This is a genomic window from Mesorhizobium sp. YIM 152430, assembly GCF_029210365.1.
GTDB lineage: Bacteria > Pseudomonadota > Alphaproteobacteria > Rhizobiales > Rhizobiaceae > Aliihoeflea.
In genome coordinates, this window is sequence record NZ_JARGES010000008.1 from 1 (window position 1) to 18,207 (window position 18,207).

16 protein-coding genes and 2 pseudogenes are annotated in these 18,207 nt (G+C 62.7%); 5 read left to right on the top strand and 13 right to left on the bottom strand.

The window, feature by feature from the left end; all coding sequences use genetic code 11:
- The coding region (locus PZ895_RS00590) for a BID domain-containing protein (protein ID WP_275837093.1) at nt 1–1,429 on the top strand (1,429 nt) is incomplete at its 5' end.
- A gap of 291 nt (nt 1,430–1,720) precedes the next feature.
- Here PZ895_RS00590 and PZ895_RS00595 read toward each other — a convergent pair.
- The 10 genes from PZ895_RS00595 to PZ895_RS00640 form a co-directional block, all read right to left on the bottom strand.
- Nucleotides 1,721–1,951, bottom strand: a complete 231-nt coding sequence (locus PZ895_RS00595; protein ID WP_275837094.1) for a hypothetical protein — start codon at nt 1,949–1,951, stop codon at nt 1,721–1,723.
- Nucleotides 1,948–2,175, bottom strand: coding sequence for a hypothetical protein (locus PZ895_RS00600; RefSeq protein ID WP_275837095.1), 228 nt, complete (start codon nt 2,173–2,175; stop codon nt 1,948–1,950). The genes PZ895_RS00595 and PZ895_RS00600 overlap by 4 nt, the downstream gene beginning before the upstream one ends.
- Nucleotides 2,176–2,379: 204 nt before the next feature.
- A protein-coding gene (locus tag PZ895_RS00605) for an IS3 family transposase (RefSeq protein WP_275837096.1) occupies nt 2,380–3,482 on the bottom strand; the annotation gives its coding sequence in 2 pieces (ribosomal slippage) (nt 2,380–3,221 and nt 3,221–3,482; 1,104 coding nt in all).
- 202 nt (nt 3,483–3,684) lie between these two features.
- The gene (locus PZ895_RS00610; protein WP_275837097.1) at nt 3,685–5,238 is read right to left on the bottom strand and encodes an acetolactate synthase large subunit; all 1,554 of its coding nucleotides are present in this window, start codon (nt 5,236–5,238) and stop codon (nt 3,685–3,687) included.
- A 55-nt stretch (nt 5,239–5,293) separates the two neighbouring features.
- Entirely contained in the window at nt 5,294–6,751 is a 1,458-nt protein-coding gene (locus PZ895_RS00615) for an NAD-dependent succinate-semialdehyde dehydrogenase (protein WP_275837098.1), read from the bottom strand.
- A gap of 47 nt (nt 6,752–6,798) precedes the next feature.
- Nucleotides 6,799–7,557 (bottom strand): IclR family transcriptional regulator C-terminal domain-containing protein, encoded by a 759-nt coding sequence (locus PZ895_RS00620; RefSeq protein ID WP_275837099.1) that lies wholly within the window; start codon nt 7,555–7,557, stop codon nt 6,799–6,801.
- Between the two features lie 104 nt (nt 7,558–7,661).
- On the bottom strand, nt 7,662–8,666 hold the full coding sequence (locus PZ895_RS00625) for a 2Fe-2S iron-sulfur cluster-binding protein (protein ID WP_275837100.1): 1,005 nt from the start codon (nt 8,664–8,666) through the stop codon (nt 7,662–7,664).
- Nucleotides 8,663–9,637 (bottom strand): 4-hydroxythreonine-4-phosphate dehydrogenase PdxA, encoded by a 975-nt coding sequence (locus PZ895_RS00630; RefSeq protein WP_275837101.1) that lies wholly within the window; start codon nt 9,635–9,637, stop codon nt 8,663–8,665. The genes PZ895_RS00625 and PZ895_RS00630 overlap by 4 nt, the downstream gene beginning before the upstream one ends.
- Nucleotides 9,634–10,119, bottom strand: a complete 486-nt coding sequence (locus tag PZ895_RS00635) for an aromatic-ring-hydroxylating dioxygenase subunit beta (RefSeq protein WP_275837102.1) — start codon at nt 10,117–10,119, stop codon at nt 9,634–9,636. The genes PZ895_RS00630 and PZ895_RS00635 overlap by 4 nt, the downstream gene beginning before the upstream one ends.
- Entirely contained in the window at nt 10,116–11,381 is a 1,266-nt protein-coding gene (locus tag PZ895_RS00640; protein WP_275837103.1) for a Rieske 2Fe-2S domain-containing protein, read from the bottom strand. The genes PZ895_RS00635 and PZ895_RS00640 overlap by 4 nt, the downstream gene beginning before the upstream one ends.
- A gap of 233 nt (nt 11,382–11,614) precedes the next feature.
- On the opposite strand from PZ895_RS00640, the gene PZ895_RS00645 reads away from it, so the two are divergent.
- Nucleotides 11,615–12,178, top strand: a complete 564-nt coding sequence (locus PZ895_RS00645) for an NAD(P)H-dependent oxidoreductase (protein ID WP_275837104.1) — start codon at nt 11,615–11,617, stop codon at nt 12,176–12,178.
- Nucleotides 12,179–12,390: 212 nt separating this feature from the next.
- On the opposite strand, the gene PZ895_RS00650 is transcribed toward PZ895_RS00645, so the two are convergent.
- A complete protein-coding gene (locus PZ895_RS00650) occupies nt 12,391–12,663 on the bottom strand; it encodes a hypothetical protein (RefSeq protein ID WP_275837105.1) in 273 nt (90 codons plus the stop codon).
- A gap of 384 nt (nt 12,664–13,047) precedes the next feature.
- Between PZ895_RS00650 and PZ895_RS00655 the strand changes: the two genes are divergently transcribed.
- The 3 genes and pseudogenes from PZ895_RS00655 to PZ895_RS00665 all read left to right on the top strand — a co-directional run.
- Nucleotides 13,048–14,052 carry a TAXI family TRAP transporter solute-binding subunit gene (locus tag PZ895_RS00655; RefSeq protein ID WP_275837106.1) on the top strand — a complete coding sequence of 335 codons (1,005 nt, stop codon included), beginning with the start codon at nt 13,048–13,050 and terminating at the stop codon, nt 14,050–14,052.
- A gap of 44 nt (nt 14,053–14,096) precedes the next feature.
- Nucleotides 14,097–16,082 carry a TRAP transporter fused permease subunit gene (locus PZ895_RS00660; protein WP_275837107.1) on the top strand — a complete coding sequence of 662 codons (1,986 nt, stop codon included), beginning with the start codon at nt 14,097–14,099 and terminating at the stop codon, nt 16,080–16,082.
- A gap of 83 nt (nt 16,083–16,165) precedes the next feature.
- Nucleotides 16,166–16,345, top strand: a pseudogene (locus tag PZ895_RS00665) (type IV secretory system conjugative DNA transfer family protein); the annotation flags it as partial.
- A gap of 37 nt (nt 16,346–16,382) precedes the next feature.
- Here PZ895_RS00665 and PZ895_RS00670 read toward each other — a convergent pair.
- Nucleotides 16,383–16,574: pseudogene (locus PZ895_RS00670) on the bottom strand (IS3 family transposase); the annotation flags it as partial.
- 137 nt (nt 16,575–16,711) lie between these two features.
- The coding region (locus tag PZ895_RS00675; protein ID WP_275837108.1) for a Tn3 family transposase at nt 16,712–18,207 on the bottom strand (1,496 nt) is incomplete at its 5' end.

The following is an 18,207-nucleotide window of genomic DNA, read 5'->3' on the forward strand; positions in this document are numbered from 1 at the left end:
CCTGGCCTATGTGGCGATGACCCGGCATCGTGACGGCGTTCAGCTTTACGGTGACAGACAGGAATTTACCGGGCGTTTGGGGCCGGGCGGCAATACGGGAATGCTGGTTGCGCATGGCAAGGCCCCGTTTGCGCACCAGGCCGGCAACAGCGAGAGCTATTTCGTGACGACGCAGGATGCGTCCGGTCAGAAAAACACGGCTTGGGGTGTCGATCTTGAGCGCGCCATGCGCGAGGCAGCGCCCGCTATCGGCTCGCAGGTCGGGCTTGAGCGAAAAGGATCGGAGGCCGTCCGGTTGCCCGATGGCCGGCAAGTCGATCGCCAGAGCTGGACCGTCCACAATGATCGTGACCTTGCCCGTCAGCAGATGGAATCTCGCCTGTCGCGGTCGGGAGCCAAGGAAACGACACTCGATTATGCGGCCGCCTATGCAGAGCGGCGCGGTCTAGCCGAGCGTTTTGGGATCAAGAGCGACATCGAGATTCCGCGCCAGGCGCAGGCCCGCACCGAGGATCTTGGGCGGAAAAAAACCGCCCAGGATCTCGGCGCACAAATCGCGGTGCCTTCGACGGGACAGAAGCGCCGGGATATTGCGCCGGCAGCCGTCGTTGGCGATCGGCAGGGGCGTGGCCAGGTCGTGCCGCTGGTGCCGGCGCAGACAGACCATGCCCGCAGCGTTGACACCGTGGCGCGCGAGAAGGCAAAGCCTGCTTTTGAGAACAGGTGGCAGTCAGTCGAACGGCTGGCAGGCGAGGTCTACAAGAATCCTGGCCCGGTCGCGGACAAGATGCGCAGCGCCATCGAGGATGGCAAAGGTGAGCGCAACATGTCGATGGTTCTCGCCCGCCAGCCCGAGCAGTTCGGGGAGCTGCGCGGGAAGTCCGGCCTGTTCGGCGCCAATGCCGAGCGCCAGAACGCTTTAAAGCGCGCCGAGGCGATGAGCCATCATGTAAAGTCGGCCGGGGAGACCTGGACGCGGCGTGTGGCCGAGGAAAAGGAGATCGAGCAGCACCGGCGCGACCGCAACGATCGTGTCGAGGTGCCGGGGCTGACCGCGCGGAGCGAGGCATTGCTGAACCAGCTCGACCAGATGCGGGATGCGAAATCACGCAATGCGTTTATGGATCAGCTCGAAAGTTCACCCGAGGGCAAGCAAGCGCTCGATGAGGCCAGGCAGGTCGCTAAGGCCATGCAGAGCCGGTTTGGCTCAAGCGATCATCGTGAGATCGATCGCGAGCTAGACCGCGCAAGCTCGCAGAATCCAGAGATCGCGAAAAATTCCGATCGCATCAAGGACGTGGCCAGGGTCACCAGTCGAGCTCTGGAAATCAGCGTCCGCCGCGATCATGCCAGAGAGCGGGAACAGCAGCAAAAGCTCGATATGGATCGAGGTCGAACGAGAGATCGGGAGCGCGGGCTGGAGCGGTAAGGGTGGTCAGGTGCTGGTTTTTCCGCCACTATCTCACTTCGCTTGCAATATTAAGAGGCAAAACGTTGACGCGTATCGTTTGCGATGCCTGCAACTATGACGGTCCAGGTCCGCGCGTCATGCTGGACGATCGGGCATGCCCGCAATGCGGTGAGGCGAGCCGCATCCGCACAGCGTTAGCAGTTAGTGACCTGTCCGACCAGGAAGCGGAGCTTCTATGCGAGGCGCTTGAGAAAAGCGTGGCGCCGGGTGATGCCGAGGCTGCCATGCGATAGCCGACCACCTTCGCGCTTAGAAGGGCCAGACGCTGCCGAACCAGGCAACAACGCCATCGCGCCAGTCGTTGACGGCGATCCAGTAGGGCTCGATCGCGGCCCATGCGGCATTGAGCGGCGGCGTGACGATCACGCCGATAACGCACACCACGAACAGGATAAGCAACAGGGTCAAAAACGGCTCAAGGTCACCGGAACCGTTATTCTGGTTGATGATGTAGGGCTGGCGGCTGTCATCGTCGTTCATGGCTTTCGCGCGCCTGGCTGGGGCTGGCGATGCCGCGCCAGGGATTCCTCGCGCAATTGATCGAGCGTGACTTCGCCGGCGACGTAACGCTCCATATCGGCCTCGTGGCGTGGATCGATCACGTAGCCAGCCCGGATATTGGCGGCGCGGGCCTCGTTATTGGCTCTTCTGCGTAATCCGATAGACTCGAGACAGGTGTCCAGCTTGGAATGTTGTACGATCATGTTCGAGCACGAGGCGTGCGCCCCTGTGATCGCTCATCTGGCCTTCCGAAAGAAGCATGATGATCAGCCGGCCTTCACCGTCGCAGACGGTGTGGAGCTTGTGACCTGCCCCTGAATTGTCATCCAGCAGCGATTAGAGCCTCGTCCTTTTTTGCTCCGATACCATTCTTTGGATCGCCGGATGCTGGAGTTTCCGGCCTGTTGTCACGTTGGCGGTCTGGCAGCGCCATTGTGATTGAGCAACGAGATCGGGACGTTGTGCCCGATCGCCCCATGCGGACGAACCTCGTTGTAGTATCTGCGCCAATCCTCCATCTTTTCGACCGCATCGGCAAGCGTCATGAACCAGTGCGCGTTCAGGCATTCTGCCCTGAAGCGCCCGTTGAAGGCTTCGATGTAGGGGTTGTCCGTCGGCTTTCCCGGCCGGGAGAAGTCCAGCGTGACGCCCTTGGTGTAGGCCCACAGGTCGAGGTCGCGGGAGATGAACTCGCTGCCCTGGTCGACACGGATCGTTTTCGGATAGCCGATCTTTGGGCAGACCTGTTCCAGTGTTCTGACCACATCTTCCGCCCGATAGCTGAATCGTGGATCGAGAACTGGCACGAATCGTGAGAACGTGTCGACGACCGTCAGCACACGGATCTTCTTTCCCGTGGCGAGCTGATCGTGGACGAAGTCCATGGCCCACACATCGTTGGGACCGACTGCTGTGGCACGATCCTCTCGCAGCTTCGCCTTCACCCGTCGCTTCGGCGTCTTGCTTCTCAACTGAAGGCCCAAATCCCTGTAAATCCGGTAGGTTCGCTTCATGTTGATGTCCCAGCCCTCGCGCGTGAGCATCACGTGCACGCGTCGACATCCATAGCGGACCCGAGTCGCGCAGATGTCCTTGATCCGAGCTTCGATGCCGGCCTGATCGCGGCGGCGGGACTTGTAGTGATAGGTCGAGGTGTCGAACTCCAGAACCCGGCATGCCCGCCGGATCGACACGTTCCACTCACCACACGTCTGCGCCACCAGCTCGCGTTTGTGCTTAGGCCTTAAAGTTTTCGGCGGATGACGTCCTGCAGCATCTCCTTGTCCAGCGAGAGGTCCGCGACAAGCTTCCTCAGCTTGCCGTTCTCATCCTCGAGCTGCTTCAGCCGCTTCATCTCGGTCGGCAGCAGCCCGTCATATTTCTTCTTCCAGTAGAAGTAGGTCGCCTGGCTGATCCCCGCCCGACGGCAGATCTCCGCGACCGGAATCCCGTCCGCGCCCTGCTTCAGAATGAACGCCTTCTGCGCGTCCGAAAACTTCGATGCCTTCATCGTCTTCCGCTCCTCCCAGCCAAGGGATGTTACCGCGGAAAACTCCAGTTCCGAACGATCCAGTTCTCAGGGGGCAGAGCACGCACAAAATATCCGACAGTCTTGAATGCTATGATGAACCAGAAATTCTCCACTCTCGGTTAAGCCGATTTGGTGCCATCAACGCTGACACCGGACAAGCTCAGGCGCACCGTGGCGAGGCTTACTCTATGACGGCCTCAATGAGGAAAGGGCCCGTCCGGCCATTGGCGTGCGTAATCGCCGAAACCAGATCCTCGCCGGTGGTCACGGTCCTGGCTTCTACCCCCATGCCCTTGGCAAGGCCGATCCAGTCGATGGCGGGCGCGTCGAGGGAAAGCAGGCGACGCGCCGACCCTCCGACCTCAGTCTGCACCCCGACAGATTTAAGCTCCGCGTCGAGTATGCCGTACCGCCGGTTCGAAACGATGACGGTCGTGACGTCGGCATTTTCGCGCGCCTGCGACCAGAGCCCCTGCAGCGTGTACATCGCGCTGCCGTCTCCTTCCATATTGATGACGCGACGGTCCGGGCAGGCGATCGCGGCCCCGAGGGACACGGGGATGCCGCACCCGAGCGCACCGCCTGTCAGTTGAAGATAGTCGTGGGGCACCGCCCCTTGCGACAGCGGGAAGAAGTTCCGGCCCGCCGAAATCGACTCATCGACGATGATGGCATTTTCGGGCATGGCGGCCGCAACGGAAACCAGCATGGAGTCTGCGGTCAGCTTGCTGGTGGGGCGCTCAATCTCGCGCCGCGCTTCGCGCATCACCTCGCCTCGTCCGGCACCAACCTCGTCCGCCAGACATGCGATCGCCTCGGCGGTTGCCCCGAAATCCTCGCATAGCCCCAAAACCTGCGCCATCTCATCCTGCATCTGCCGTGGCTTGCCGGGATAAGCGAACATCGCCGAGGGCATGTTCGTGCCGGCGAGAATGATGGTGTCGATCCCCTCAAACAATGCGCGCGCCGGATCGATTAGGGCGGGCAGGCGCGGCATGGACACGCGGCCCGCGCCGCGCTCGAGCCGTCCGACCCCGTAGGGGGTCGCCAGTTCTGCGCCGGTTTTTGCTGCAATGCGCGCGAGATGATCCATCGGGCCGGCGCGCAGGGCCTGGCCGGCGGCAATGATCATGCTGCGCCCGGCCCCGGCAAGCAGGCGTGCGGCCCGCTCGATCGTGTCGGGATCGATCCCTGCCGTCTCAAAGGGCACGTAGCGCCGTGAAGGCGCGGACGCGCCGTCCGTCCAAGCCGTATCGGCCGGCAGGATCAGTGTCGCGATCTGCCCGCCCCTTGCGTGCGCGGCCGCGATCGCGCGCGCTGCATCTGAGGCAACCTCCCCGACCGATTGCGACACGTGCACCCAATCCGACATCGGCGCGGCGATCGCCTGAATATCGCTCGACAGGGCTGAATTGGCCCCCTGATACCAGCTCGCATGCTCGCCGACGATGTTGAGCACCGGCGCGCCGGCACGGCGGGCATTGTGCAGATTGGCGAGACCGTTCGACAGCCCGAACCCCAGATGCAGGAGCGTTGAAGCCGGCGTGTCTCGCATGCGTCCATACCCGTCCGCAGCCCCGGTTGCGACGCCCTCGAACAGGCAAAGCACGTTGCGAAGCGAGGGATAGGCGTTCGAGGCGGCAACGAAGTGCATCTCAGACGTGCCCGGATTGGCAAAGCAGGTCGTGACGCCATTGGCGATCAGGCTCTGGATTAGTGCTTCGGCTCCGTTCATTTTCATGCTCCTCCCCGAGCGGAGGCCGTGGCCATGACGCCCGGCCTCGAAAGCCTTACTCGACGGTTTGTTCGGAAATAAACTTGGTATGCAGATAGGCGTCGAAGGTTTCCGCCCCGCCTTCGCTGCCGAGCCCGCTGTCCTTGACGCCCCCCAAGGGGGTTTCGGGCAGGGCGAGCCCGAAATGATTGATCGTGACCATGCCCGCTTCGAGCCGCGTGCTGATCGTGTGCGCCCGCTCCAGCGAGCGGGTGAAGGCGTAGGATGCAAGCCCGTAGGGCACCGAATTGGCCCGCCGCAACACCTCATCGATCGTTGAAAAGCTCGTGAGCGGCACGACGGGCCCGAACGGCTCCTCGCGCATGATGGTCGCCTCGTCGGCAACGCCCGAAAGCACGGTCGGAGGAAAGAACGATCCCGGCCCCTCTGGCCGGTGGCCGCCCGTCATCACCCGCGCCCCGCGATCGACCGCATCCTCGACGATCGCGGTCATCGCCTCCACCCGCCGCTCATGGGCGAGCGGCCCCATGATCGTTCCTTCATCCAGCCCGTCGCCAAGGGTCCGGCTCGCATACGCCGCAACGAAGAGCTCGGAGAACGCGTCGATGACGCCCTCCTGCACGAAGAACCGGCTGGGCGACATGCAGACTTGCCCGGCGTTGAGCCCCTTGTATGCAGCAAGAAGCGTCGCCGCTCTTTCGATGTCGGCATCGTCGCAGACGATGACCGGCGAATGTCCGCCGAGTTCCATCGTCACGCGCTTCATGTGAGCGCCGGCGAGGGCTGCAAGGTGCTTGCCGACCGCGACCGAGCCCGTGAAGGAGACCTTCCGCACGATTGGAGAGCGGATCAGATAATCGGAGATCTCCGACGGCACGCCCCATACGATGTTGAGAACGCCCGGCGGCAGCCCGGCCTCCTCGAACATTTCGGCGATCGCGACCATGCAACTGGGCGCGTCCTCGGCGGGCTTGAGGATCAGCGTGCATCCGGCTCCGAGCGCGGCGCAGATCTTGCGCAGCCCCTGGTTGAGCGGGAAATTCCAGGGCGAGAACGCCGCGCACACCCCGATAGGCTGGCGTATCACCGTCTGGCGAACCGACGCGGCCCGCGCCGGGATAACCCGGCCGTAAATGCGGCGGCACTCCTCGGCGTGCCATTCGAGATGGTCGGCCGCACCGGCCACTTCGATGCGAGCCTCGGCCAGCGGCTTGCCCTGATCGCGGGTGATGTTGAGCGCGAGGGTTTCCACGCGCTCGCGCACCATCCCGGCCACCTTGCGCAGGATGGCGGCCCGGTCCATCGGGCTGCTCCAGCGCCAGGTCTCGAACGCCGCCGCCGCTGCGGCAAGGGCGCGGTCGAGATCCTCTCTGGTGGCGTGCGGCAACGTGCCGAGCGGTGCCCCGCTGGCGGGATTGATGACCGACTGGCCGTCCCGTCTGTCGGCGCCGATGAATTCGCCGCCGATATACATCGAAAGCGCAGGGTAGGCCTGGACCGTCTCGTTTCTCATGTCTCTCCCCCAAGACAATATGGATGCACCGTGCCTTGCGTGCCGACTCACAAGGAGCGCGACAGAGCCTCGGCAAAGGTGCGCAAGGTCGACAGCATGCGATCGCGCAAATCCTCGACGGTGACGCGCGGCCGTGCCGCGCTCACGCTCATGGCTGCCACGAGCGTCCCGTCGGGATCGAATACCGGGATAGCCATGCTGACCATGCCCACTTCCAGTTCCTCGTCGGTGAAGGCCACCTTGTCGCGGCCGGCCGCCCGGATGATCCTTCTGAGTTCGGCCTTGTCGGTCACCGTATGCGCGGTGAGCGCCGCGGGCTCGACCGCGGCGAAATAGGCATCGAGCTCGTCCTCGGTGCAGCCCGACAACAAGACCCGCCCGGTCGCTGCGGCATGGGCGGGCAATCGGGTCCCGAGGCGAATAGCCGTCGAGACGATTCGCGCGGCTTCCGCGCGGGCAACGAAGGTCGAGCGCCCGTCCTCGAGGATCGACAGCGAAACGGATTCCCCGAGCTCCTCGCATGCCGCCTCGAGTTGGGGCTGGGCGAGTTGGGGCAGCGAGATGGCGCCGGTATAGGATTGGCCAAGGCGCAACATGCGCGGCGTCGGCAAGAAGCGCGGCCCGTTCTTGGTGAGATAGCCCAGATCGTGCAAGGTGAGCAGGCAGCGCCGGGCGCTGGCGCGCGAAATGCCAGTCACGTCCGCGGCGGACGAGACGGTGAGGAAGGTGCGGTTCTGGCCGAACAGCTCGAGAATGGCGAGCCCCTTGGCCAATCCCGCCATTCCTTCAGGCGCACGTGACGTCATCGGCCGGCCCCCTTGTCCTGCATTGTCTTCCCCTGCGAGGCGCGCACTGGCGAAGCTGTTTGGAACGCCCCGTCCTCGCGACACCGCGCCATGGGGCTGGCCCATCAGGTCGCCTCGCCCGACGCAACAAAGGCGTCGCTGAAAAACCGGTCTTTGGCAAGACCGGCCTTTGTCACGAATTCGAGCCGCGCCGCATCGATCATGACGGGCGCGCCGCAGGCATAGACCTCAACATTGCTCATGTCGGCAATGTCCTCGAGAACTGCCTGATGCACGAACCCCGTTCGCCCCTGCCAGTCCTGCGAGGGTGAGGAGATGACTGGAATGAAGGTGATCCAGGGATGGGTCTTCGCCCACTGCTCGGCGACATCGCCCATATAGAGATCGGCCTCGGTGTTGACGCCCCAATAGAGTTTCAACGGACGTTCGGCACCGAGCGCGATCTGGTTCTCGATCAACGACTTCATGGGCGCAAAGCCGGTACCGGTCGCGAGGAGCACGGCGTCCATGCCATCCTCGTCCGACAGGCAGAATTCGCCATAGGGGAGTTCGACCCTGAGGACCGTCCCCTTGTCCAGCGTGCCGAGCACCTGCTCTGAAAACTTGCCGCCGGGCACGTGACGGATATGAAGCTCGAGGCCATCGTTCTTCTGGGGCGGATTGGCCATCGAATAGTTGCGGCTGTCGTCGTCTTCCATCAGCACCCGCAAATACTGGCCGGCCCGAAACGGCGCGCGCTGACCGATGGGCAGGCGGAGATGGATCACCGCGACATCGGGCGCGGGCCGTACGACCTTTCGCACCTTGGCATCGAGGATCTTGCGCTGAACCGGCTCGACCTTCTGGATCCGGGCCGGCGTGATCTCGAGATCGCTGAGCGGGCGCGCCTGGCACAGGAGCACCTCATCCGCCGGACCGGTCTGATGGCCCTGGCCGCGCACCATGGCCTCGCCCGCCGCAATGCCGCCCCGACAGGACGAACACACGCCCTTGCGGCAGGAATAGGGAATGGCATAACCGGCCCTGTCGGCGGCATCGAGAACGGTTTCGTCCTCCTCGCAGTCAAAGCCGATATCGTCGTGATCGGTGACCGTAATGCGAAAACTCACTGAATTCCTCCCACAAGTCTGACTGCCGCGACGGCCGCATCCGGCGATGCCTGTCCCTTGCCCGCGATATCGAAGGCGGCACCGTGCCCGACGCTCGAAAAAACCAGCCCGGATCCGATCGACATCGCCGCCGCCGCGCGCCCGGCCAGCAACTTCACCGGAATGTGGCCCTGGTCGTGGTACATGGCGACGAACGCATCGTACCCGTCGCGTCCGAGCATGACGTCGGCGCCCTCCGGGCCGTGCACGTCGACCCCCTGCGCTTGCAGGCGTTCAAGTGCCGGGGTGACGATGCGGTCGTCCTCGTCGCCGAACAGCCCACCCTCGCCCGCATGCGGATTGATGCCGAAAAGCCCGATGCGGGGGGCGGCGACGCCGAGCCGCTTGAGCGCCTGATCGGCGGCGAGAGTTGCGCGCGCGATCAGGTCCGGGGTCAGCCGGGCCAGGGCTCCGTTGATACCCTCGTGCAGCGTCACGTGAACGATCCGCAGCCCGCCCCCGATCAGCATGAGAAACACGCTGTCTTTGCCGGTCCCGACCAGTTCGGACAAAAGGTTCGGATACCCGGAAAACCTACGCCCGCTCGCATTGACGGCCGTTTCCGAATGCGGAGCGGCCACGATAGCCCGTCCCACGCCTTTTTTGACGAGGGCCACCGCCTGCTCGACATAGGCAATGGTCGCCCGTCCGCTCGCCGCGGTCGGCGTGCCGGGCGTCGCCTCGGCGGCGTCGATTGCGGACACATCGAAAAGGTCGACATTACGCGGCCGGCCCCAGTTCTCCGGGTCCGTTTCGATTTCGAAGCCGCCTGCCTGCACAAAGGGGTCCACAAGATGGCGATCCCCGACGATCACCGGACGCAAAGCGGCGTCCTCGCAAAGGGCGATGGCGGCCTTTGCGGCGACCTCCGGGCCGATCCCGTTGGCGTCCCCGACGGTGATCAGGACGCGTCCCGTTTGGCGGGCCGTCACAGCGGAAAGCCGAGCAGCGTATCGATCCGGTTGCTGTCGAGAACCACTGTGCGTGAGACGATCTTGGCCTCGCCGGCGATGATGCGATAGCGGTCGATATAGCGCCCGGTCGCGAAAAGATCGGTCGGTCCTTCGCGCGTGATCCGGGCCACCATGAACGCGGTCTCGGAATCCACCTCGTCGCCGTCCACCTCACCGACAAATGGCTGCCCGATCAAATGGCGGTAGGAATGGCGCTCGTAGACATTGGCCTCCAGCAGCGACAGGATCCGGTCGCGCAGCATGTCCTTGCTGTCGAGCCAGACCAGACCGCCCTCCAGATTCTGGGCGTAATTGTCGACGCTTGTGATGGTGTAAAAGCAATCGTCGACAAAAAAGCTCGGCCACGCGGTGCAGTCGCCATCGTCGATCTCCCGGACGTAGCGGGCCTGTGAGGCACTGATCAGCGCCGAAATTTCGGCATGGCGGACATGGGTGTTCATATGCCCATCCTCATTCTGTATTCCGACCAGAACCCGCGAATGGACGCCTCGGTAATCCGGTCGTCGCCGCCTTCGATATCCCGGCCGCCCATCTCGAGCACGGCGTTGTTGTCGGACGCACCCTTCGTGCCGCGACGCACGAAACCGCCGATGCAGCCGTCCTCCATCGAGACGTATCCGCCCGGCCCGATGAGATTGGAGAGCTTGTGCCGCGCCCGGCGCTGTTCCGCGGTATCGTCTTCGAACCCGATATAGGTCCATTTGAGATGCATCTCGTCGGTGCCCTTGGGCAGAACCTGTCGCACGGCGATGGAATTCTGAATCTGCTGCAGCACGAACCCCGGAAAGACGGTGAGGATCTGCAGGGTGATGTCGTCGTCGAATTCCTTGAAATTGCCGAGAAGCGATTTGTCGGCGAGCTGGAGATCGGATTGCGATCGGATCTTTTGCTCGGAATAGATGTCGTTCGCCGCCTTTTCGGCCTCGGCCGCCTGATCGATCTCGGAATAGCTCACATGGCAGCCCCCATTGGGGCTCACGATGATCCCGCCCTTCTGCGACAGCCGGTTCAGCTCGAACGTCGTGAAGAAGGTATGCAATATGCTCGCGTGATAGCTGTCCTTGGTGTTCTCGACATAAAGCTTCCAATTGTTGGGCAGCACCTGCGTGAACCGGCCGAGAACAACGACCTTGCGGCCCTCGAGAACACGCCGGATCCGACCGAGAACCTCCTCGCCGAGATAGTCCTCGATATCGTCCACATCCTCATCGAAGCTTCCAAAGATCAGGCCCTCGACATTGGCCACGCGCAATTTGCGCGGCCCGACCGAATTCATACAGAAGCTCTTCTCCATGCCGCCCTTGCCGCCGATCCCGTCCTTGAACGCGATCCCAACGAGGTCGCCCTGAAGATTGTGGGTCCAGGCGTGGTAGACGCAGGTGAAATCCTTGACGTTGCCGCGGTCCTCCAGCGCCAGAAGCGAGCCGCGATGCGAACAACGGTTCTCGAAGGCATAGATCTCCCCGTCGTGATCCCGCGTCACGATGACGGGGGTCTCCCCCACGTGGACGGCGACGAAATCCCCGGCGGACGGCAGCTCGGCCTCAAGGCACAGATAGTTCCAGGTCTCGCCCTGAAACAGTTTCCGGCGCTCCATGTCTCGAACGTCCTCGCGTTGAAACACCCAGTACGGAACGTGAAACCCCCTGTCCTCTTCGGCCCATACGGGCATATCCGCGCCTGCGGACGTTAAAGTTTCCATGGCCACACTCCTCCAACCGGCAAAGCAAAATGTTCGAATTCCGAACATGTGTCGATATTCGATTTACAATCCTGGGATTTTCGTGTCAAGCAAAGACGGATCGCGCAGAGGGCCGAGTCTGGTGGCCGCGAGTTCATGAGCACGCACAAGACGCTCCCAGAGCCCGGCTGGCCTATGGGATTCAGCCGGTTTCAGCGTCATATCGCGGTAGCATCGATTTACAGGAGCGGGAAATGAGCAAGCACACGGTTCTTTTTGTGTCGGGAAGCAGTCAGGTCGGGTCATCGAACTGGCGAATGGTAGGAGCGGCCGCAGCGCTCGCCCAACGTGAAATGAACGATGCCATCACTGCGGTGAGTCTCAACCTGGCCGATTACGAGATCCCTGCGTTCACCGAAGAAACCGCCGCTTCAGTCCCCGGCTCCGTTGCGGCGGTCCGCGCGATCGTGGCCGATGCGGACGCCATTTTCATGAGTTCGGACGAGTATACCGGGGCGTTTTCATCCGTGTTTCGGAACGCGGCCGGCTGGCTCGGTCAGGACGTGGACGGCGCCGGCAATCTGTTCCAAGGCAAGCTGATCACCCTGTGCGGCGCGCCGATCGGCGGGGTCGGGGCACTGCGTGGCCACCCGGCACTCCACCAGTTTCTTCTCGAACTGGGCGCGAACGTCTATTCCCAGAAGTTCGAACTGGGATCGACCACCAAGCTGCTCGGCCCGGACGGCAACCTGTCTCCGACGGTTGAAAGGCAATTGCGTGAAGGCGCGTTCGCGAAGTTGAGGGAAATGTCCGCCTGAGCGCATCTTTGCATCGGCCGCGCCGATCCGCCGAGTACCCTGTCCTCGTACCGGGCTCAAGGCCAAAGGTGAGGACATCTCATGGCTGACACAACCGGTTCCGCCGTGCACATCTTCCGCATCGTGCCATGCGCGCCACCATTCTCATCGTGATCCCCATGATCGAGGTAATCTGGGTCTTCTTGACGGAGCCGCCGCCACCCACATCAAATTTAAATTCCCTCGCCCGCGACGAATTTCGGGCTCTGCCTGAGTCCCAAGCGAGATCGGCCTGATCGGATCGAGCGTTCCTCGGGCTGACCCTCGTCGGACTGCTTCCCGCCGAACAGCTTCATGCGCTCGTCGAGCAGATCCCAGTCGGGCCGGGCGCGGTCGCCTGCGGCATCATCGTGCTTGGCCAGATCGGCCTTTCGCCGATGATCACCGCACTCTTGTGCCGGTTCAGTCGCTGCACCGGGCATCGACATGCCCGAGACGTTGCTCATGCTGGCCGTGATGTGCGGATATTCCGGCTCGATGCTGCTGCCCCTTCAGTTCGACACTGGCGGTCGTCATGGGGATGACGGGCAAACCTTGTCGCGAAGTCGGGGTGCACTGGAACGGCCCCTTTCGTCCTCGCCCACTACGCCGTCGTAATTGCCGCCTTGATGATCGCTCGTACCTTTTCCGACATCGCGCCGAAGCGCGCATCTCGATTGTCGGACCGCAAACGGACAACAATTTTCCGCATGAATTTGACAAAGGAGTTTCTCTGGATAGATAATGCGTTATTCGACACATGTTCGTATACCGAACGTTTGTCTGCTCCGCTAAGGAGTGGAGGAGTAAGCACTAAGCACGAAGTAGGTAGGTAGGGAGGACGTTACCCAATGACTTCTATGAACTTGAAAACGGCCGCGCTGGGCGCGGCCATGCTTATCACTGGGGCCCCGAGCACCGCGACGGCCGAAATTCTCGTCATGGGCGGCAATCCCGAAGGAAGCCTCTTCTACGCGCAGTCGCAGGCCATTGCGTCCGTCATCGGCCAACACACAGACGATCGCGTGGACGTGCTTCCGCAATCGCCTACCGTGTTCTTCCCGATGTTCGTCACTGCCGAAGCGGACTTCGGACTGTCCAGCCCGATTGAGGCCGATTTCGCGTATCGCGCCATTGGACCCTATGAGGGCGCACAGGGTGGCGAAGGCTATCCCTTGTCCACGATCATGCTCGGCTCGCCGATCAGCCTGTCGCTCGTCGTGCGCGGCAGCTCCGACATCCACAGCCTTGCCGATCTCGAAGGCCGGCGTGTGGTGGCCGATTACGGGGCCTTTGCGGGATCCTCGATCACGGCCGAGGCCGCTCTCGCCAATGCCGGCCTGGGCATCGACGACATCACTGTCGTCAGCGTGTCGAGCTACCCCGAAGGCGTCACCGCGGTCATCGAAGGCCGGGCCGACGCAGCCGTCGGTTCGCTGGGAAGCGGCATCCTCCAGCAACTCAACGCCGCGGAAGGCGCGCGCATTCTCTCGATCGATCCCTCCCCCGAGGCCATGGCCCGGTCCCAGGAGGTCGGTAGCTCATTCGTGCCAATCGAGGTGCCCGCAGGTCCGGTCGGCGTTGATACCGATATCCAGATGCTGAGCTACGCGACCACCCTTTATTCGCGCAGCGATCTTTCCGACGAAACGGTAAAGTCAGTTCTCCACACCTTGTGGGAGCATTCAAGCCAGCTCGAAACCATCCATCCCTCGCTGGCTACATGGACCCGGGATCGCTTCGTCGACACCGCATTCGTCGTGCCGTTCCATCCTGCCGCGATTGAATTCTATCGCGAGAAGGGCGTGTGGACAGACGAACTCGAAGCGCGCCAGGCCGAGCTTCTGGCGCAATAGGCGGCCGCTCCCGGACCTCAGCCCACCTTAGCGCCAGGCGGAGAGTGCGGCCCAGCGATTCGGGTCGCACCTCTCTGTCCTGCGAGCCCCTACTCTTTATTCGGAGGCCAGACCCCGTGCAAGACACAAACAGGGTGCTGAATCGCCCATATCGCTTCATCACCGAGGTTCTTGCGATCTCACTGCCCATCGCTGCGGTGATCTACTCGCTCCAAGTGCTGCCGCGCTTCGGCATCATCATCTACAAGGAGCAGTATCTCACGCTTTTCATCGCGATCTGCGTTGCGCTCTCGTTTCTTCTAAAGCCTGCGGTCAAGTCGATGACACGCAACACGCCGCCATGGTACGACATCATCGGCGCCGTGCTTGCCCTGCTCGTGGGCGGGTACATCTTCCTCAACTACGACCAGATCGTGCGCAGCCTCGGCCTGATCACCACCGATAAGGTGATCGTCAGCGTCATCGGCATTGTGCTGCTTCTCGAAGCGGCGCGCCGCCATGTCGGCTGGACCATGGTCAGCGTCGGTCTGCTTGCACTCGGATACGCGTATTTCGGCCACTATCTTTCGGGGATGTTCGAAACGCGGGTGATCCGCTGGGACCGTCTCGTCACCTATAATTACCTTGGAACCGGCGCGATCTTCGGAACGCCCGTGGAGGTCGCCGCGACCATCGTCGCGAGCTTCGTGGTGTTTGGCCAGGTGCTGTTCCTGGTCGGGGGCGGGAGCGCGATCTCGGATTTTGCCTTTGCGCTGATGGGCCGCCGCAAGGGAGGGCCGGCCAAGGTGGCCATCCTCTCAAGCGCCCTCTTCGGCTCGCTTTCGGGCAGCGCCTCGGCCAATGTCGCGACGACGGGCATGCTCACAATTCCCATGATGCGCCGGGTCGGCTATTCGGCCAAGCGCGCCGGGGCCGTCGAGGCTGTGGCATCGACCGGCGGTCTCGTTCTGCCCCCCGTCATGGCGGCAACCGGCTTTCTCATGGCCGAGTTCCTGGCGATCCCGTATAGCGCGGTGGCCATCGCGGCCGCCGTTCCCGCCATCCTGTTTTTCTTCTGCATCTATCTTCAGGTTCATCTCGAAGCCGTCAAGGCTAGCGTGGACGGCGCCGACATCGAAAAGCTACCCGAGCTTCGCGATGCGGCTCGGCGCATGATCCCCGTGATCGTGCCCTTCACCATCCTTCTCTGGACGCTATTCGCCTGGAACTGGAACCCGGCCGCCTCGGCCTTTACGGCGAGTTTTGCGACGATCGTCATGTCGGTCGCGACACCCAGCATGCGCCGGCCTCTTAAGGCTTATATCCAAACGTTCGTCGAAGCGGGAAACACCGTGGTGTTTATCGCCATCATGTGTGCGATCGCGGGGATCGTCGTGGGCTGTCTGGGGCTAACGGGTCTCGGGTCGAGCCTGTCGCAGAACCTGATCGCGGTTGCGGGCGGAAGCGTCTGGCTGCTGCTGATCCTTTCCGCCATCGGCTGCATCGTTCTTGGCATGGGTGTGCCGGTGACAGCGACCTACATCATCCTCGTGATCCTGATCGGCCCTGCGTTTACCCAGCTTGGTGTCAGCTCGCTCGGGGCGCACATGTTCATATTCTACTTCGGAACATTGTCCTTTTTGACGCCACCCGTGTGCCTGTCGGTGTTCGTTGCCGCCTCGATCGCACGGTCCGCCCCCATGGCGACGGCGGTCGAAGCCCTCAAGCTCGCAGTCGTCGCCTATATCGTCCCGTTCGCGTTCGCCCTGAACCCGGCCTTCCTGCTCGACGGTACGCCGGTCGAGATCGGCGCCGCCGTGCTTTCCGGACTGGCCTCGGTCAGCCTGATCTCCGCCGGATTGGTCGGGTTTCTGGTGCAGCGTGTGTCCCTGCCGGTACGCCTCGTCCTCGTTGTCGTCGGGGTCGCGAGCTTCTTTGTATCCAACCTGCATCCCGCTCTGGCGCTGGTGCCGGTCCTGATCCTCGGCGCGCTCTATGGGCAGCAAAAGCTCATGGGAGGCGGCACCTCGCGCGCGGTTCTCAACGGATAGCCGGGATTGAAACCCCAAAAATACAGACGGCGCCGACTACGAGACCGGCGCCGTTTCTTTTCGATTATGAAAAAGTAGTCGACGCGCCCCGGTACCTCACTAGGTCCGACAAGGAAGCCTCTGGCGTTCTTTCGGCCACACAGAGCCATACCTGTTTTCTGGATAGCCAGCGCCTGGGCAGAGTGCTCGGCCGATCCGATTTCCGGTTCACCGACTTCAAGACCAACACCGCCACGGTGTTTCTCGCGCTGCCGCCCGATCGTCGTGAGAATAGCCCCGAATTTCGTGGACGCCTTCGGATTACATTTCCTGCTGCTGTTCGAACTCAACGGGTGACGACATCCCGTTCCTGGCGTGCTTGCGCTTTGGGTTGTAAAACATTTCGATATAGTCGAACAAGTCCTGCCTTGTCTCCTCGCGTGTTCGGTAGGTCCTGCGCTGGACCCTCTCGCGCTTAAGGAAATTGGAAAAGCTCTCTGCCACAGCGTTATCAACGCGCTGGCCGAGACGATCAATGGCCTGTTTAAGGCCGAAATCATCCATCGCCGTGGACCATGGCGAAGCTTCCAGGCGGTTGAGTTCGCCACGCTGACATGGGGGTCGTTTGCGGGAGGGGGCGGAATCCTACGCTAAGGCTTTGGCCACCGATATTCGCCGGTGAGGTTGATATGCTCCCATCCCAGCGGCGAGACATGGGCCAAGAGATCGGGCGACAGCGGCTTTCCATCGCGTTTCTGGTTGGCGACGACTTCGCCGAGCTTCATGGTGTTCCAGAAGATGATGATGGCGGCGAGCAGGTTCATGCCGGCGATCCGGTAATGCTGGCCTTCGGCGGAACGGTCGCGGATTTCACCCCGGCGATGGAAGCTGATGGCTCGTTTCAGCGCGTGATGGGCCTCGCCCTTGTTGAGCCCGATCTGGGCGCGGCGTTGGAGATCGGCGTCCAGAATCCAGTCGATCATGAACAGCGTCCGCTCGACGCGGCCTACTTCCCGCAGAGCTGTGGCCAGTTCATTCTGCCGCGGATAGGAGGCGAGCTTGCGCAAAATCTGGCTAGGCGCGATGCCTCCGGCTGCAATGGTGGCGGCGATGCGCAGGATATCGGGCCAGTTGCGCTCGATCATGGCCTGATTGATTTTGCCGCCGATCATGGCCCGCAAGTGGGCCGGCGCGGCCGATGGATTGAACGCATAGAGCCGCTTGGACGGCAGGTCGCGGATGCGCGGCGCGAATCGGTAGCCGAGAATGGCGCATGCGGCAAAGACGTGATCGGTGAAGCCGCCTGTATCGGCGAACTGCTCGCGAATATGGCGGCCGGCATCGTTCATGAGCAGGCCGTCGAGGATGTAGGGAGCTTCGCTCGCCGTCGCAGGAATCACCTGGGTCGCGAACGGCGCATATTGGTCCGAGACGTGGCTATAGGCTTTCAGACCCGGGGTATTGCCGTATTTCGCGTTGACCAGGTTCATGGCCTCGCCTTGTTCCGTAGCGGCGAAGAATTGCCCATCGCTCGAAGCGGAGGCGCCCATGCCCCAGAACCGGGCCATTGGTAGCGCCGCTTGCGCCTCGACCACCATGGCCAGCGCCCGGTCGTAAGCTTCGCCCTCGACATGCCACCGTCCAATGCGGATCAACTCCCAGAAGGTGTGCGTGTTCGTCGCGTCGGCCATCTTGCGCAGGCCGAGGTTGATCCCTTCCGCAAGGATGACGTTCATCAGCCCGATCCGGTCGGCGCAGGGCGCTCCGGTGCGCAGATGCGTGAACGCTTCGGTGAAGCCGGTCGCTGCATCCACCTCCAGCAGGAGATCGGTGATCCGCGTGGGCGGGATCTGCTTGTAGAGATCGAGCACCAGATCTTCGGCGCCGGTCGGTACGGCAGCTTCGAGCTTCTCGATATGCAGAACGCCGTTTTCGATCGACCCGCCGGGAATCGTGCCGGTGCGCGCGGCGCGGCCCAGTTCGCGTAACCGGATATCGAGGCGAGCTTGCCGATCCGCCAGCCATTCTTGCGGCCGCAATGGCACGGCGAGACGACCGCCTTCCGCGACAGCCTGCGCCGGAACGAGCGCATGCTTCAGGTCGCCATAGCGCCGGGATCGGGCCAACCAAATATCTCCGGATCGGA

Excerpts from the sequence above, each read along its gene's own strand:
- PZ895_RS00620 (WP_275837099.1), bottom strand. The coding sequence starts at position 7,557 with ATGACGTCACGTGCGCCTGAAGGAATGGCGGGATTGGCCAAGGGGCTC.
- PZ895_RS00610 (WP_275837097.1), bottom strand. The coding sequence starts at position 5,238 with ATGAACGGAGCCGAAGCACTAATCCAGAGCCTGATCGCCAATGGCGTC.
- PZ895_RS00635 (WP_275837102.1), bottom strand. The coding sequence starts at position 10,119 with ATGAACACCCATGTCCGCCATGCCGAAATTTCGGCGCTGATCAGTGCC.
- PZ895_RS00640 (WP_275837103.1), bottom strand. The coding sequence starts at position 11,381 with ATGGAAACTTTAACGTCCGCAGGCGCGGATATGCCCGTATGGGCCGAA.
- PZ895_RS00600 (WP_275837095.1), bottom strand. The coding sequence starts at position 2,175 with ATGATCGTACAACATTCCAAGCTGGACACCTGTCTCGAGTCTATCGGA.
- PZ895_RS00650 (WP_275837105.1), bottom strand. The coding sequence starts at position 12,663 with ATGAGCAACGTCTCGGGCATGTCGATGCCCGGTGCAGCGACTGAACCG.
- PZ895_RS00615 (WP_275837098.1), bottom strand. The coding sequence starts at position 6,751 with ATGAGAAACGAGACGGTCCAGGCCTACCCTGCGCTTTCGATGTATATC.
- PZ895_RS00645 (WP_275837104.1), top strand. The coding sequence starts at position 11,615 with ATGAGCAAGCACACGGTTCTTTTTGTGTCGGGAAGCAGTCAGGTCGGG.
- PZ895_RS00655 (WP_275837106.1), top strand. The coding sequence starts at position 13,048 with ATGACTTCTATGAACTTGAAAACGGCCGCGCTGGGCGCGGCCATGCTT.
- PZ895_RS00595 (WP_275837094.1), bottom strand. The coding sequence starts at position 1,951 with ATGAACGACGATGACAGCCGCCAGCCCTACATCATCAACCAGAATAAC.